The organism is Streptomyces sp. NPDC047841 (genome assembly GCF_040704085.1).
GTDB classification, from domain to species: Bacteria; Actinomycetota; Actinomycetes; order Streptomycetales; family Streptomycetaceae; genus Streptomyces; species Streptomyces argyrophylli.
Genome location: NZ_JBEYRP010000008.1, coordinates 75,316 through 89,468, shown reverse-complemented (window position 1 = coordinate 89,468; position 14,153 = coordinate 75,316). Strand labels below are relative to the sequence as shown.

Genomic DNA, 14,153 nt, shown 5'->3' with positions numbered 1-14,153 from the left:
CCCACGGCCCCCACCCGCCACGCCCGCCCGGCTAGCGCGGCGCGAACGCGTCGAGGACCCGCTCCACCATCCGCTCGAACACCGCCTCCAGATCGATCGGCCCCGAGTCCTCCGCGAACGCCGCCGCCATGCGCGGATAGGCGCCGGATGCGATCTGGCGGCCCAGGTACGCGGTGCGGACCGCGTTCTCCTCGTCCTGCGACCACGGCAGGGCCCGCACCCGCTCGGCGGTGTCGAGTTCGTTGCGGACGTAGGCCGTGACCATGCCGTTCAGCATCGCGATGAACTCCACCTTGGTGCCGTACGCGGCCTCCAGCGGGTCCAGGCAGGCCAGGCAGTGCTCCAGGTAGCGCAGGGCATGCGGGCTGAAGCCGTAGACGGGGGACATCAGGCGCGGCAGCCACGGATGCCGGCGCATCAGCTCACGGGTCTGGCGGGCCACCCGGCGCATGTCGCCGCGCCAGTCGCCGCTGGGCTCCCACAGCTCGTGCTCCGCGCCGACGGCGTCCACCATCAGCTCGTACAGGTCCTCCTTGCGGGGGACGTAGTTGTACAGCGACATGGTGCCGCAGCCCAGCTCGGCCGCGACGTGCCGCATGGACACCGCGTCGAGCCCTCGCGCGTCGGCGATCCGGACGGCGGCGGCGGCGATGTCGTCGCGCGTGTACGCCGGTTTCGGACCTCGGCCGGTGCGCTCGGGGCGCGCCCAGATCACTTCGGGGACGGCCCCTCGGACTGCCATCGCTCATCACCTCGGCCACCATCGTAGTTACGTACGCCGTACGTAGTGCGGTACGGTGCCGGCATGACAACTACGTACGCTGTACTTAGTGAAGGTCTGGAGAAGCGCTTCGGCGCCGTGCGTGCCGTGCGCGGGCTCGATCTGGCCGTGGCCGAGGGCACGGTCTGCGGGCTGCTGGGCCCCAACGGGGCGGGGAAGACGACGGCGGTCCGGCTGCTGACCACGCTGCTGCGCCCGGACGGGGGCTCGGCGCGGATCGCCGGGCACGACCTCGTGCGGGAGGCGGCGGCCGTGCGGCGCCGGATCGCGGTCACCGGGCAGTACGCCTCCGTCGACGGGGACCTCACCGGCCGGCAGAACCTGCGGCTGTTCGCCCGGCTGCTCCGGGTGCGGGGACCGGCCGCCCGCGCCGACGAACTGCTGGAGCGCTTCGGGCTGACCGAGGCGGCGGACCGGAAGGCGGCGGCGTACTCGGGCGGCATGCGGCGCCGGCTGGACCTCGCCGCGAGCCTGCTGCGCCGTCCCGACGTGCTCTTCCTGGACGAGCCGACCACCGGGCTCGACCCGGCCAGCCGCGCCCGCATCTGGCAGGCGGTGCGCGAGCTGAAGGCGGACGGCACCACCGTGCTGCTGACCACCCAGTACCTGGAGGAGGCCGACCGGCTCGCCGACGACATCGCCCTGGTGGACCGGGGCCGGGTCGCCCACACCGGCTCGCCCGCCACGCTGAAGGCACTCATCGGGTCCCATGTGGAGGCGGTGGTCGCGGACGCCGGCGCGCTGACCCGGGCGGCGGCCGTGCTCGACCGGCTGACCGGCAGGGAGCCCGTGTTCGACCGTGAGCGCCGTGCGGTCGGCGCGGTCACCACCGATCCGACGCTGACCCTGCCCCGCCTGGTGCGCGAACTCGACGCGGCCGGCGTGCCGTTGCTGGACGCCGGCATCCGGCCGCCCACCCTCGACGACGTCTTCCTGCGGCTCACCGGTGAGTCCGCCGGCCATGAGGAGCGTGCCGCGTGAGCGCGTTGGCGTACGACGGACTGGCGATGGCGGGCCGGCAGCTGCGCCGCGTCCGCAACAACCCGGGCCTGGCGGTCCTGACCCAGCTGATGCCGGTCAACATGCTGCTGTTCTTCGGCTACGTGTTCGGCAGCGCCCTGGCGGTGCCCGGCCGCGAGTACCGCTCCTTCCTGGTGCCCGGGCTGCTCGTCGCCACGGCCGCCGGCGGACTGATGACCGGCATGTTCCAGGCCGCCCAGGACACTCACCGGGGGGTGACGGACCGGTTCCGCACGATGCCGGTGAGCCGGGCCGCCGTACCGCTCGGGCAAGCCGTCGCCGACCTGCTCGTCACGGCCGTCGGGACGGTGCCGCTGCTGCTGACCGGGCTCGCGGTGGGCTGGCGGATCGAGGGGTCCGCGGCCGGGGCGGCCGGTGCCGTGGGCCTGCTGCTGCTCTTCCGGTTCGCCTGCACCTGCGCCGGGATCCTGCTGGGCCTGCTGTCCCGCAGCGAGGAGGCCGCCGGGCAGCTCGGCGCCGCCTCCTTCGTGCTGCCGCTGCTGTCGAACGCGTACATCCCGACCGGCAACCTGCCCCACTGGCTGCGCGTGCTCGCCGAGTGGAACCCGATCAGCGCGGTGACCACCGCCCTGCGGGACCTCTTCGGCAACGCGCCCGTCCCGGAGGGCGCCGCCTGGCCGGTGGCCCACCCGGTCGCGGGGGCGCTGGCGTGGAGCCTCGCCCTGACCGCGCTGTTCCTGCCGCTGACCGTGCGCGGGTACGCGCGGGCCGAGTGAGTCCGCACTGCTGACAGAGCCGCCGGTCAGGGGAGATCATCCACCCCATGGATCACCTCCCGCTGCCGCTGGACGGCATCACCGTCGTCGCCGTCGAACAGGCCGTGTCCGCGCCCTTCGCGACCCGGCAGCTCGCCGACCTGGGGGCCAGGGTCATCAAGGTGGAGCGGGTCGACGGCGGCGACTTCGCGCGCGGCTACGACACCGCCGCCCGCGGTCTCGCCTCGCACTTCGTGTGGTGCAACCGCGGCAAGGAGTCCATCGCGCTGGACCTGAAGGACCCGCGCGGCCTGGACGTCGTACGGCGGCTGGTCGCGGACGCGGACGCGTTCGTGCAGAACCTCGCGCACGGCGCGGCGGCCCGGCTCGGCCTGGACGCGGCCACGCTGTGCGCCGCGCACCCGCGGCTGATCGCCGTGGACATCTCGGGCTACGGCGGCTCGGGGCCGTACACGGACAAGCGCGCGTACGACATGCTCGTGCAGTGCGAGGCGGGGCTGGTGTCGGTGACCGGGACGCCCGGGCAGCCGGTGAAGGCGGGCATCCCGGCGGCGGACATCGCGGCGGCCATGTACGCCTTCTCCGGGGTGCTGGCCGCGCTCGTGCGGCGCGGGACGACCGGGCGGGGCGGGCCGGTGGAGGTGTCCATGCTGGAGGCGCTCGCCGAGTGGATGGGCCATCCGCTGCACCACGCGCTGCACGGCGGTGAGCCGCCGGCCCGCACCGGACTCGCGCACGCCGTGATCGCGCCGTACGACGCCTATCCGACGGCGGACGGCGGGCGGGTGCTGCTGTCGGTGCAAAACGACCGGGAGTGGCGGCGGCTGGCCGAGCAGGTCCTGGGGCGCCCGGAACTGGCCACCGATCCGGCGTACGCGACCAATGCCGCGCGGGTGGCGCACCGCGAGGAGACCGACGCCCTGGTGGCGGGGGCGCTGGCGGTGCTGGACGCCGGGGAGGCGCTGGCCCGGCTGGAGAAGGCGGGCATCGCCTGCGCCCGGCTGCGGGATCTGCACGAACTGGCGGAGCATCCGCAGCTGGCGGCCCGGGAGCGGTGGCGTCAGGTGGGGTCGCCGGCCGGGCCGCTGAAGGCGCTGCTGCCCCCCATCACGCTGCCGGGCGGGGACGAGGCACGGATGGGTGACGTGCCCGCTCTCGGACAGCACACCGGAGCGCTGCTGCGTGCCGTGGGGATGACGGACGACGAGATCGCAGCGCTGCGCCGGGACGGTGTGGCGGCCTGAGCGCGGGCACCCCTGCTCGGGTCGGGGGCCCTGCGGTGCGGTCAGTGACCGCCGAACAGCGACCGGCGCAGCCGGCGCAGCGGCGCGAAGAGGGAGACGCGGCCGATCCGCGTGCCCCGGTCACTGCGCTGGTGCACGGAGTCACGCGCCGTCAGCTCCCGCATCAGCGAGGTCGCCTCGACCGTCTCCCGCTGCGGTATGGCGGGACCCGCCAGCACCGACAGATGGCGGTCGAGCCGCGAACTGGTCGCACTGCTCCCGCAGGTGATCGCAGGGACCCTGGCCCTGCTGCGCACTGTTATCTGCTCCATGTCACTCCCCACCCGTACGAGTCCACCCGGCCCGGGCAGGGTAACCCTATCGCCCCGGTGAGGCACGCGTGTATCTCGGCCACAGGATTCACCTTCCCCGTAAGGTGGTTGATCATCCGCCTTTGACTACTCTCCGAATCCGACCGATTTCAGGGTGAGTTGGACAATGGGCTGACCAGTGGGTTGAGCTGACCCACCGTCAGGCTCGACGGTCACGGCGAGTGACGTCGAAGCGGCGTCGAGACCCTTGGCGACCAAGGGCGTGTCGCCCGCCAGGAGCCCCAGGGAGCGCGGTCGCACCCGGGGACGCATGAGCCAGAGCTGGTGCACGCGCCCGCCGGACGGGGTGCCGTACCCGCTGAGGGTGACGACGGCTTCCCGCTCGGAGGCGGAAGCGATTACTCCGATACTGCGGCCGCGCGCGTCCCCGCCGCTCACCGCGCGGGCGTCCGGAGCGGCCAGAACGTGGGCGATCTCACGTGCCCGGACCCGCTCGGCGGCCAGCCGGTCCTCGGTGCGGTGGGCCTGGACCGCGAAGAGGGAGGCGACGACGAGCGCCGCGGCGGCCGTGACCGTGGCGAACGGGACGAGGAGGGGGCGGCGCGTCCGGGACGCACGGGCGCGGCCCGGCGGGGGCTGGGTGCCCCAGACGTGCGGCGGGAGCCGGGGCGTCCGCTCCCGGGCGCCCGCGCGACCGCGCGCGGGCTCCTGCGGGGTGGTGCGGACGGCGGCCAGGACCCGGTCGCGCAGGGCGGGGGGCGCCGGGGCCGCCGTCGACCAGGCGAGGCGGACCGCGTCCTCGGCCAGCTCCCGCACGTCGGCGGCGCACCGGTCGCAGCCCGCCAGGTGCTTCTCGAAGCGGCGGCGCTCGCCCGGTTCCAGCGCGTCGAGCGCGTAGGGCGCGGCGAGGGAGTGCGGGTCCGCGCGGCGCAGCAGCGTGCCGAGGATGCTCATGCGGCGCCTCCCAGGCACTGGCGCAGCCGGGTGAGTCCGTCGCGCATCCGCGTCTTGACCGTGCCGAGCGGCAGCGAGAGCCGCTCGGCCACCTCACGGTAGGTGTACCCGTCGTAGTAGGCCAGGGTCACCGACTGGCGTTGCAGGGCCGTGAGCCGGTTCAGGCAGCGGCGCACCCACTCGCGTTCCAGGCCGGCCTCGACCTCCTCGGCGACCTGGTCGAACGCGGGCTCCCCGGCGCGCACGGCCTCGCGCTGCTCGCGTTCGCCGGCCGCGCGGGCACTGCGCACCCGGTCGACGGCGCGGCGGTGGGCGAGGGTGAGGATCCAGGACAGGGCGCTGCCCCGCGCGGGGTCGAACCGGGCGGCGGAGCGCCACAGTTCGAGCAGCACCTCCTGGGCGACCTCCTCGGACTGTGCGGGGTCCCGCACCACCCGTCGCACCAGGCCGAACACCGGCCCGGAGACCAGCCCGTACAGCTCCTCGAACGCCCTGTGGTCGCCGCCGGCCACGAGCACCAGCAGCTCGTCCGCCTGTGTGCGGGTCCCCTCTCCGTGGCCGCAGCCGGCTCTTCCTCGCGCACCGCGCATCCGCACCGTGACACACCTCCCCGAGGGGGTACGGATCAGCGGGCCGAAAACGCGGGTCCGGGAGCGGTGAAAACTTTTTCCCGTCCGGCCAATCCGCTTCGCGTCCCCGCTCCGTATACCCGTCCGTCAAAGGCAAGTCGGCACTGAGGACGGACGGCATGACACCTCTCTTCTCCCGGGGCGCCCTCGCCAGCAGGGCGCACTCCGGGCGCGGCACCGGACGCACGGGCCTGGTCACGCTCATCTGCGGGGCGCTGGCCGCCGGAGGGCTCACGGCCGCCGGCGTCGCGACGCTGGAACCCGGGACGGCCGCCGCCTCCTCCCACCGGGAGGCCCCGCTGATCTCGGGCACCCCGCAGTACGACAACACGGACCTGTACGCGTTCGTCAGCCCGGACAAGCCCGACACGACGACGATCGTGGCGAACTGGATCCCCTTCGAGGAGCCTGCCGGCGGACCGAACTTCTACACGTTCGCCGACGACGCCCAGTACGACCTCCACATCGACAACAACGGTGACGCGCAGGGCGACCTGGTCTTCCGCTACACCTTCAGGACCCGTACGAAGAACGGGAACACGTTCCTCTACAACACCGGTCCGGTCACCAGCCTGGACGACCCCGACCTCAACGTCACCCAGACCTACGACATCGATCTCATCAGGCTCCGGGGCGGGCACGAGAGGTCGAGGACCAAGCTGGCCGACGACGTGCCGGTGGCGCCGTCGAACGTCGGCAAGGCGTCCATGCCGGACTACGGCAAGCTGCGCGCGCAGGCGGTGTACAGGACGGCGGGCGGCGCGGCGACCTTCGCCGGGCAGGCCGACGACCCGTTCTTCCTGGACCTGCGCGTCTTCGACCTGCTGTACGGCGGGAACCTCACCGAGGTCGGCCGGGACACCCTCAAGGGCTACAACGTCAACACCATCGCCCTCCAGGTGCCGAACGAGCTGATCCGCGAGTCCGCCCGCCAGCCGGTCGTCGGCCTGTGGTCCACCACCCGGCGCCGCAACGCGCAGGGCTACTACAGCCAGGTCTCGCGCCTCGGGAACCCGCTGGTCAACGAGGTCGTCAACCCGCAGAAGGACAAGGACAGGTTCAACGCCTCCCAGCCCGCGTACGACGCGCAGTTCCTGAAGAACGTCACCAACCCGGAGCTGCCGAAGCTCATCGAGTCGATCTACAAGATCAAGGCACCCGCCGAGCCGCGCAACGACCTGGTCGACGTCTTCCTCAAGGGCGTCAAGGGCCTCAACCAGCCGCCGGACGTGCGGCCCGCGGAGGAGCTGCGGCTGAACACCTCCGTCCGGCCGAGCACGCACCCGAAGCGGCTGGGGGTGCTGGACGGCGACAACGCGGGCTTCCCGAACGGCCGCCGGCTCACCGACGACGTCGTCGACGCGGCCCTCCAAGTGATGGAGGGCGAACTGGTCGGCTCCAAGAACGACCTGGGCGACGCGGTCGACAAGAACGACAAGGAGTTCGAGAACTCCTTCCCTTACGTCGCCCAGCCCACGTCCGGCTCGCGCGGCCCGCTCGCCAAGGGCACGACGGCGGGGACGGACGTGCGCAGCCGGCTCGGGGACGCCCTCCAGCCGGCCGGGGCCTCCGGCGGCTCCGGCGACACCGTGCTGATCGCCGCGTCGGCGGCCTCCGGTGCGGCCGGCATCCTGCTGGCCGGCGGCGCCCTCGCCTGGTGGCGCCGGCGCGTGCGGCGCCCGTACTGACCCGCACTCACCCAGACCGGCGCGGCCCGTGTTCCTCTCCCCCCACGGCGGGCCGCGCCTCCCACACGACCGACGGAGGAGAAGGCATGGGCCCGCGCGGGCAGGACGACGAGCAGGACGGGCAGCGGGTGGTGCAGCGGGACCACGAGCGGGACGGGCGGAGGGCGGAGGGTGCCCCGGAGCACGGGCCGGGCACGGGCGATGAGCGGGTCACCGCCGTCCGGCGGGCCGGTGCTGCCGGGCGGCTGTGGCGGGGCAGGGCCCAGCTCACGCTCGGCGCCGCCCTGTTGGCGGTCGCGCTGACCGGTGGGGCCATCGCGCTCGGTGCGGACCGGGTGCCGGCGGCGGCGCCGGTCTCCGCCGGTGCCGTCGGCCCCGGCGTCCTCGGCGGCGGCGATCTGGACGCGGGCGTCACCGCGCTCCAGACGCACCTGCGGTCCCAGCCGAGGGACGCCGGCGGCTGGGCCACCCTCGGTCTGGCCTACGTCGAGCAGGCGCGGACCAAGGGCGACCCGTCCCGCTACCCGCGGGCGGAACAGGCGCTGCGGCGGTCCCTGTCGCTGGCGCCGGGCGGCGACCAGGCCCTGGCCGGCCGCGCCGCCCTCGCCGCCGCCCGGCACGACTTCGAGGACGCCCTCGCCTTCGCGGACGCGGCCCTGCGCCGGAACCCGTACAGCGAACGCGCGCTGTCCTCCCGGATCGACGCCCTGGTCGAGCTCGGCCGGTACACCGACGCCGCCGGGGCCGCGAAGACCGCCGACGCGCGCAAGCCGGGCGTACCGGTCTTCACCCGGTACGCGTACGTGCGCGAGCTGCGCGGGGACGTGACCACGGCACGCCGGGTCCTCCGGCAGGCGCTGTCCGCCGCCGGTTCGCCGGGCGACACGGCGTACGTGGCCACCCAGCTCGGCCAACTCGCCTGGAACCAGGGGGACTACAAGGCGGCACTCAGCTGCTACGCCCGCGCCCTGGCCGCCGACGACGGCTACCTGCCGGCGCTGGAGGGCCGGGCCCGCGCGCGGGCGGCCAGCGGTGACCGGGCCGGGGCGGTCACGGACATGGAGACGGTGGTCGCCCGTTCCCCGCTGCCCGGCCCGCTGGTCGCACTCGGCGAGCTGTACGAGGCGCGCGGCGCGGCCGGCGACCGGGCGCGGGCCCGGCGGCAGTACGCGCTGGTCGGCGCCTGGACGGCGCTGGCCCGCGCCAACGGCGTCGACGCCGACCTGGACACCGCGCTGGCCGCGGCCGACCACGGCGACAAGCGGGCCGCCCTGCGCGCGGCCCGCGCCGAATGGGCCCGCCGGCACACCGTGCACACCGCCGACGCCCTCGCCTGGGCGCTGCACGTCAACGGCCGCGACACCGAGGCCCTGCCCTACGCCCGCCGGGCCGGCGCCACCGGCTACCGCAACGCCGCCTTCCGCTACCACCGGGGCGTGATCGAGCTGGCCACCGGCCACCGGGCCGCCGGCCGGGCCGCGCTCGCCTCGGCCCTGGAACTGAACCCCGGCTTCTCCCCGCTGGGTGCGGCACGGGCCCGCACCGCGCTGGAGGGAGCCGAGTGACACCACGCCTCCGCCCCGTCGCACCACGCCCCGTCGCACCAGGTCCGCGCCCGGCCGGGCCGCGTCCGCGCCGGGGGGTACCGCGACCGCTGTGCGTCCTGGTCGCCGTGTGCGCCCTGGCACTCGTGCCGGCCGGCGCCGCGCACGCGCACCCCCTCGGCAACTTCACCGTCAACCGCTACGACGGCCTGGTCGTCGCTCCCGGACAGCTGCGCGTGGACCATGTGGAGGACCTCGCCGAGATCCCGGCGACCCAGGCCAGGGCCGACATCGAGCGGCTGGGACTGGGCGCGTGGGCCCGGCAGCGGTGCGCACGGGCGGCCGCCGGCAGCGGCCTGCGGGTCGACGGGCGTACGACCGCCCTCACGGCCGTCCGCGGCAGCGCGCGCACGCGTCCCGGCCAGGCCGGCCTCGACACCCTGCGCGTGGAGTGCCGGCTGACCGCCCCGCTGCCCCGCGCGAGAGCCGTGACCCTCGGCTTCCGGGGCGCGGGGGCCGCCGGCGGGCCCGGCTGGCGGGAGATCACGGCGCGGGGCGACCGCATGACGCTCACCTCGACCGACGTGCCGGAGGAGTCGGTGTCCCGGGAACTGACCTCCTACCCCCAGGACCTGCTGTCCTCCCCCGCCGACACCGGATCGGCCGCGCTGCGGGTGCGGCCCGGCGGCCTGGCGCTCGCGGCGGACGCGCAGCGGCAGGCGGCCCCGGGTGCCGGTGTGCTCCCCCGGGGTGCCGACCGCTGGACCCGGGCCCTGGAGGACCTCGTGGCCCGGCAGGACCTCACCGCCGGCTTCGCCGCCCTGGCCCTGCTCGTCGCCGTCGCCCTGGGCGCGCTGCACGCGCTGGCGCCGGGCCACGGCAAGACCCTGATGGCCGCGACGGCGGCGGCGCGCGGGGGCCGGGCCCGGCCACGGGACGTGCTGCCGATGGCCGCCTCGGTCACCGTGACCCACACCCTCGGCGTGGTCGCCCTGGGCCTGCTGGTCACGGCCGGTTCGGCGGCCGCGCCGGCGGTGATCTCCTGGCTGGGCCTCGCCGGTGGCGTCCTGGTGCTGGCGGCGGGCGTCACCCTCGTCCGCCGTGCCTGGCGCGACCGTGTGCGGGCGGTCATGGTGGCCCAGGACGCGGTGGAGCGGCGGGAGTTGGCGACTGTGGGCGGCGGACACGGTGCCGCCTTCCAGCATCACCACCACGACGGTGTGGAACACGCCCATGGGGACCACGCACACCCTCACTCGCACAGCCACGGGGGGCACAGCCACGGCGGGCACACGCACACCCACGGCGGCCACACCCACACCCACCCCACCGCGCCCACACTCCGCGGCACGATCCTGCTCGGGTTCGCCGGCGGGCTGGTGCCCAGCCCGTCCGCCGTGGTCGTCCTGGTCGGTGCCGCCGCGCTCGGCAAGGCCTGGTTCGGCCTGCTGCTCGTCGTGGCGTACGGGGCCGGTCTCGCGCTGACGCTCACCGCCGCCGGGTTCGCCGTCGTACGGCTGGGCGCGGGGGCGGTACGGGTGCTGGAGCGGCGCCCGCGCTGGAGCGCCCACCCGGTGGCCGTCCTGGCGCGCCGGGCCCTGCCGCTCGGGTCGGCCCTGGTCGTGCTGGCGCTGGGCGTGGGACTGGTGCTCAAGGGGGCCGTGTCCGCGCTGGGCTGAGCCGTGCTTCGGAAGTGCCGTTCCCGGCGGGCGGACGACGGCGGCGGAGACCCCGTCGTCCGGGACCTCCGCCTCACCTTCGGGCTCACCCTGAGAACATCACGCCGAGAACTTCACGCTGAGAACTCCACCCTAGAACTTCACCCTGCCGGGTGAGCCCGGACGGGTCATGCCGCGTTGTTCAGCACCGGCAGGTAGCCGCCGGACTGGCCGGACGCGGTCGGGTGGTACGACACGCCGATGTCGAGCCAGTTGACGCTGTGCAGCCAGGAGTCGCCGGAGCAGATCTCGTGGCCGGAGAACGTGGTGCGGACGTCGCCGAAGACGAAGTTGTGGGCGGTGGCGCGGGCCTTGATGGTGTTGTCCATGTAGTCGGCGGCGTCGTTGATCGCGGAGCGCTTGGTCTCGGAGAGGCCGAGGCAGGTCTGGCCGAGCAGGTAGAAGCGGGGGTAGCCGATGACGACCACCCGGGCGGACGGGGCTTTGGCGCTGATCGCGTTGTAGACGGTGTCCAGCTTGCCGGGGAGCGTGTTGGCGACGTACGCCCTGGCGGTGTTGATGCGGGACAGGCACGTGCTGTCCGAGCTGGTCACGCAGGTGGTCATCACGTCGGCGAAACCGGCGTCGTTGCCGCCGATGGTGAGGGACACCAGTGAGGTGGAGGAGTTCAGCGAGCCGAGCTGGTTGGCGAGCACGTCGTCCGTCTTCGCGCCGGAACAGGCGTTGAAGGCGAACGAGGAGGGGCTGTGGGCGGCGTTCCACAGGTAGGGGTAGGCCTTCGTGCTGCGGTCGCAGTCGCCGCTCGAGCTGATGTAACTGCCGGCGCCCACCCCGGAGGAGTAGGAGTCGCCGAGTGCGACGTAGCCGCCGGTCGCGGCGGTCGAGGACGCCTGCGCCGAAGCGGCCCCGGTGAGACCGAGGCCGGCGGCGAGGAGGAGCGAGGTCACGAATCCGGTAAGTCGGGAACGTCTCATGGAACCTCCCTTTAGCAGGATGTCTGCCAGCAACTGTGGTAGCAGCTACGCGTGTTGACCGGAAGTGTTCATGCCAAAATAGTCTCCATCTCGACAGGATCGGCCCAGGACGTTCACCGCTCATCTCTTGCGCATGCCCGCCCCGTCGGTTGACCACCCGTCAGCGCCAGGACGAGGGACGGGAAATACCGTGCGCGGGCCCCCTCCGTGACGGATCATGGCGGCATGTCTGCCAACCCGCACGACGCTCTGCCGATCCGGCTCCACGTCGACGACTCCGACTCGCCGTCCGACGTCGTCGACGCGCTGTTCCTCGGCCGCTTCGCGACGGGCGAGCAGCCGTACTCGCACGCCGCGAACCTCGACCGGGTGCGCTCGGGCGCGACCCTGCTGCCGGAGGGCGCCCGCGTGCTGCGGATGGCCCGCGACGACGACCGCAGCGCGACCCTCGCCGAGGGGGACGGCTGGACGCTGCTCGTTTCCCGCTGGAGCCGGGGCGCGGACGTCACCGTCACCGCGACCAGTGCCGAACTGGCCGAGCGGATCCTCGGACAGGCCACGGACGGCGCGGCCGACGAGCCGGAACCCCAGCCGGAGAACGTGACGATGGGATTCTGGTACGTCTCCCCCAGGCGCGGCCCGCACCGCACCACCCGGCAGATCTCCGCGGGCACGTGGGACGAGGTCCGGCCCAACTACACGGCGCCGGTGGCGGACGCGATGGACCACCTGATGAAGACGACCCCGGAGGACATCGCGGGCCGGCTGCTGCTGCTCCACGGCCCGCCCGGCACCGGCAAGACCTCGGCCCTGCGCACCCTCGCCCGCTCCTGGCGCGACTGGTGCCAGGTCGACTGCGTCCTGGACCCCGAGCGGCTCTTCTCCGACGTCGGCTATCTGATGGACATCGCCATCGGGGAGGACGACGGCGCGGGCAAGGGCCGCTGGCGCCTGCTGCTGCTGGAGGACTGCGACGAGCTGATCCGGGGCGAGGCCCGGCACACGGCGGGCCAGGCCCTGTCCCGGCTGCTGAACCTCACCGACGGGCTGCTCGGCCAGGGCCGCAACGTCCTGGTCGGCGTCACCACCAACGAGGACCTGGAGCGGCTGCACCCGGCCGTGGTCCGCCCCGGCCGCTGCCTCGCCCGCATCGAGGTCGGCCCGCTGACCCGCCCGGAGGCGGTGAAGTGGCTCGGCACCGAGGAGGGCGTCGGCCGGGACGGCGCGACCCTCGCCGAGCTGTACGCGCTGCGCCGGGGCACCACGCCGACCTCGGTGCCGGGGGCCCGGGAGGGCGCGGACGCGGGCCTGTACCTGTAGTGCTTTGATGAGGGTATGACCCTGTTCGTCGGCACGTCGGGGTGGCAGTACAAGGACTGGCGGGACCAGGTCTACCCGGCCGGGGTGCCGGCGCGGCTGTGGCTTGAGGAGTACACCCGGCTGTTCGCGACCGTGGAGATCAACAACGCGTTCTACCGGCTGCCGTCGTACGACACCTTCGCCGCCTGGCGCGTCCGGGTCCCGCCGGACTTCGTGGTCGCGGTCAAGGCCAGCCGGTTCCTCACCCACATCAAGCGGCTCAGGGACCCCGAGGAGCCGGTGCACCGCCTGATGACCCACGCCGCGGGCCTCGGCGACCGCCTGGGCCCGGTCCTGCTCCAGCTCCCGCCCACCCTGCGCGCCGATCCGCCGCTGCTGGACGCCTGCCTGGCCTGTTTCCCGGCCGGTACGAAGGTCGCGGTGGAACCCCGCCACGACTCCTGGTGGACGGGCGAGGTGCGCGAGGTGCTGGCGTCCCGTGGCGCGGCCCTGTGCTGGGCGGACGTCCTGGCCCGCCCGGTCACCCCGCTGTGGCGCACCGCCGGCTGGGGCTACGTCCGCTTCCACCAGGGCCGCGCCCGGCCCTGGCCGCGCTACGGCCGCCGCTCGCTGGAGACCTGGGTGGACCGTGTCGCGACGACCTGGTCCGGCGCCGAGGACGTGTACGCGTACTTCAACAACGACCCCGGAGGCGCGGCGGTCCAGGACGCGGTGGCGTTCGCCCGGGCGGCGCGCCGGGCCGGCGTGACGGTGACGAGGACACCGGAGCCGGCGGGACTGGGCTGATCCCCCGCCCGGCCGGCACGTCGGCGCCGCTCACCCCTCCCGTCGCCCGTGCCCCTCCCCCCGCGCCTCAGCCCTGCCCATAGGCCGCCCGCAGGGCATCCCGCACGGCACCCAGTGCCTCGTCCTCGGCGAGCCCGAGCCGCCGCACACGCTCGACGTACGCCTGGGCGGCCAGGGCGGCCTCCCGTACCGCGGCCGAGCCGGCGGCGGCCACGAACGTGCCGTTGCGCCCCCGCGTCTCGATCACCCCGTCGCCCTCCAGCGCCCGGTACGCCTTCGCCACCGTGTTCACCGCGAGCCCGAGGGACTCGGCCAGCCCCCGCACGGTCGGCAGCCGGTACCCCACCGGGAGCGCGCCGGACCGCGCCTGCTCGGAGATCTGCGCCCGGACCTGCTCGTACGGGGGCGCGCTGTCATCGATGCGGATCTTCAGGCTCACACGGGCGATTGTCCCGCACCCGCCGGAAAATGAGAGGCACCCGGTCC

14 protein-coding genes are annotated in these 14,153 nt (G+C 74.4%); 8 read left to right on the top strand and 6 right to left on the bottom strand.

The annotated features are described in order from the left end of the window. Positions 1-31: 31 nt before the first annotated feature. Positions 32-742 (bottom strand): TetR/AcrR family transcriptional regulator, encoded by a 711-nt coding sequence (locus AB0947_RS14545; RefSeq protein ID WP_366750684.1) that lies wholly within the window; start codon positions 740-742, stop codon positions 32-34. 63 nt (positions 743-805) lie between these two features. On the opposite strand from AB0947_RS14545, the gene AB0947_RS14540 reads away from it, so the two are divergent. From AB0947_RS14540 to AB0947_RS14530, 3 genes are read left to right on the top strand one after another with little or no spacing between them, the layout of a single operon-like run. Then, positions 806-1,762 carry an ATP-binding cassette domain-containing protein gene (locus AB0947_RS14540; RefSeq protein ID WP_366750683.1) on the top strand — a complete coding sequence of 319 codons (957 nt, stop codon included), beginning with the start codon at positions 806-808 and terminating at the stop codon, positions 1,760-1,762. After that, complete coding sequence (locus tag AB0947_RS14535; protein ID WP_366750682.1) at positions 1,759-2,538, top strand: ABC transporter permease; 780 nt, start codon at positions 1,759-1,761, stop codon at positions 2,536-2,538. The genes AB0947_RS14540 and AB0947_RS14535 overlap by 4 nt, the downstream gene beginning before the upstream one ends. Positions 2,539-2,585: 47 nt before the next feature. Further along, positions 2,586-3,782 carry a CaiB/BaiF CoA-transferase family protein gene (locus AB0947_RS14530; RefSeq protein WP_366750681.1) on the top strand — a complete coding sequence of 399 codons (1,197 nt, stop codon included), beginning with the start codon at positions 2,586-2,588 and terminating at the stop codon, positions 3,780-3,782. A 41-nt stretch (positions 3,783-3,823) separates the two neighbouring features. Here AB0947_RS14530 and AB0947_RS14525 read toward each other — a convergent pair whose 3' ends face one another. From AB0947_RS14525 to AB0947_RS14515, 3 genes are all read right to left on the bottom strand, one after another. Beyond that, on the bottom strand, positions 3,824-4,093 hold the full coding sequence (locus tag AB0947_RS14525; protein WP_030650094.1) for a hypothetical protein: 270 nt from the start codon (positions 4,091-4,093) through the stop codon (positions 3,824-3,826). A 126-nt stretch (positions 4,094-4,219) separates the two neighbouring features. Next, on the bottom strand, positions 4,220-5,047 hold the full coding sequence (locus tag AB0947_RS14520; RefSeq protein ID WP_366750680.1) for an anti-sigma factor: 828 nt from the start codon (positions 5,045-5,047) through the stop codon (positions 4,220-4,222). Beyond that, positions 5,044-5,637, bottom strand: coding sequence for a sigma-70 family RNA polymerase sigma factor (locus tag AB0947_RS14515; RefSeq protein ID WP_366750679.1), 594 nt, complete (start codon positions 5,635-5,637; stop codon positions 5,044-5,046). Before AB0947_RS14515 ends, AB0947_RS14520 begins: the two co-directional genes overlap by 4 nt. Positions 5,638-5,795: 158 nt before the next feature. On the opposite strand from AB0947_RS14515, the gene AB0947_RS14510 reads away from it, so the two are divergent. From AB0947_RS14510 to AB0947_RS14500, 3 genes are all read left to right on the top strand, one after another. Continuing rightward, positions 5,796-7,364, top strand: coding sequence for a DUF4331 domain-containing protein (locus AB0947_RS14510; protein WP_366750678.1), 1,569 nt, complete (start codon positions 5,796-5,798; stop codon positions 7,362-7,364). Positions 7,365-7,450: 86 nt separating this feature from the next. Continuing rightward, positions 7,451-8,929, top strand: a complete 1,479-nt coding sequence (locus tag AB0947_RS14505) for a tetratricopeptide repeat protein (RefSeq protein WP_366750677.1) — start codon at positions 7,451-7,453, stop codon at positions 8,927-8,929. 107 nt (positions 8,930-9,036) lie between these two features. After that, positions 9,037-10,587, top strand: a complete 1,551-nt coding sequence (locus AB0947_RS14500) for a nickel transporter (protein ID WP_366750676.1) — start codon at positions 9,037-9,039, stop codon at positions 10,585-10,587. Positions 10,588-10,754: 167 nt separating this feature from the next. On the opposite strand, the gene AB0947_RS14495 is transcribed toward AB0947_RS14500, so the two are convergent. Further along, positions 10,755-11,561 (bottom strand): SGNH/GDSL hydrolase family protein, encoded by an 807-nt coding sequence (locus AB0947_RS14495; RefSeq protein WP_366750675.1) that lies wholly within the window; start codon positions 11,559-11,561, stop codon positions 10,755-10,757. Between the two features lie 225 nt (positions 11,562-11,786). On the opposite strand from AB0947_RS14495, the gene AB0947_RS14490 reads away from it, so the two are divergent. Continuing rightward, the gene (locus tag AB0947_RS14490) at positions 11,787-12,881 is read left to right on the top strand and encodes a DUF5925 domain-containing protein (RefSeq protein ID WP_366750674.1); all 1,095 of its coding nucleotides are present in this window, start codon (positions 11,787-11,789) and stop codon (positions 12,879-12,881) included. A gap of 15 nt (positions 12,882-12,896) precedes the next feature. Continuing rightward, positions 12,897-13,667 carry a DUF72 domain-containing protein gene (locus AB0947_RS14485; protein ID WP_366750673.1) on the top strand — a complete coding sequence of 257 codons (771 nt, stop codon included), beginning with the start codon at positions 12,897-12,899 and terminating at the stop codon, positions 13,665-13,667. 67 nt (positions 13,668-13,734) lie between these two features. Here the strand turns inward: AB0947_RS14485 and AB0947_RS14480 are convergent, their stop codons facing one another. After that, complete coding sequence (locus tag AB0947_RS14480) at positions 13,735-14,106, bottom strand: GntR family transcriptional regulator (protein ID WP_171157774.1); 372 nt, start codon at positions 14,104-14,106, stop codon at positions 13,735-13,737. Positions 14,107-14,153 lie beyond the last annotated feature (47 nt).

Bases quoted from the DNA above. Each gene is read 5' to 3' on its own strand.
- AB0947_RS14545 (WP_366750684.1), bottom strand. From the start codon at position 742: ATGGCAGTCCGAGGGGCCGTCCCCGAAGTGATCTGGGCGCGCCCCGAG.
- AB0947_RS14540 (WP_366750683.1), top strand. From the start codon at position 806: ATGACAACTACGTACGCTGTACTTAGTGAAGGTCTGGAGAAGCGCTTC.
- AB0947_RS14530 (WP_366750681.1), top strand. From the start codon at position 2,586: ATGGATCACCTCCCGCTGCCGCTGGACGGCATCACCGTCGTCGCCGTC.
- AB0947_RS14525 (WP_030650094.1), bottom strand. From the start codon at position 4,093: ATGGAGCAGATAACAGTGCGCAGCAGGGCCAGGGTCCCTGCGATCACC.
- AB0947_RS14520 (WP_366750680.1), bottom strand. From the start codon at position 5,047: ATGAGCATCCTCGGCACGCTGCTGCGCCGCGCGGACCCGCACTCCCTC.
- AB0947_RS14515 (WP_366750679.1), bottom strand. From the start codon at position 5,637: ATGCGCGGTGCGCGAGGAAGAGCCGGCTGCGGCCACGGAGAGGGGACC.
- AB0947_RS14510 (WP_366750678.1), top strand. From the start codon at position 5,796: ATGACACCTCTCTTCTCCCGGGGCGCCCTCGCCAGCAGGGCGCACTCC.
- AB0947_RS14505 (WP_366750677.1), top strand. From the start codon at position 7,451: ATGGGCCCGCGCGGGCAGGACGACGAGCAGGACGGGCAGCGGGTGGTG.
- AB0947_RS14495 (WP_366750675.1), bottom strand. From the start codon at position 11,561: ATGAGACGTTCCCGACTTACCGGATTCGTGACCTCGCTCCTCCTCGCC.
- AB0947_RS14490 (WP_366750674.1), top strand. From the start codon at position 11,787: ATGTCTGCCAACCCGCACGACGCTCTGCCGATCCGGCTCCACGTCGAC.
- AB0947_RS14485 (WP_366750673.1), top strand. From the start codon at position 12,897: ATGACCCTGTTCGTCGGCACGTCGGGGTGGCAGTACAAGGACTGGCGG.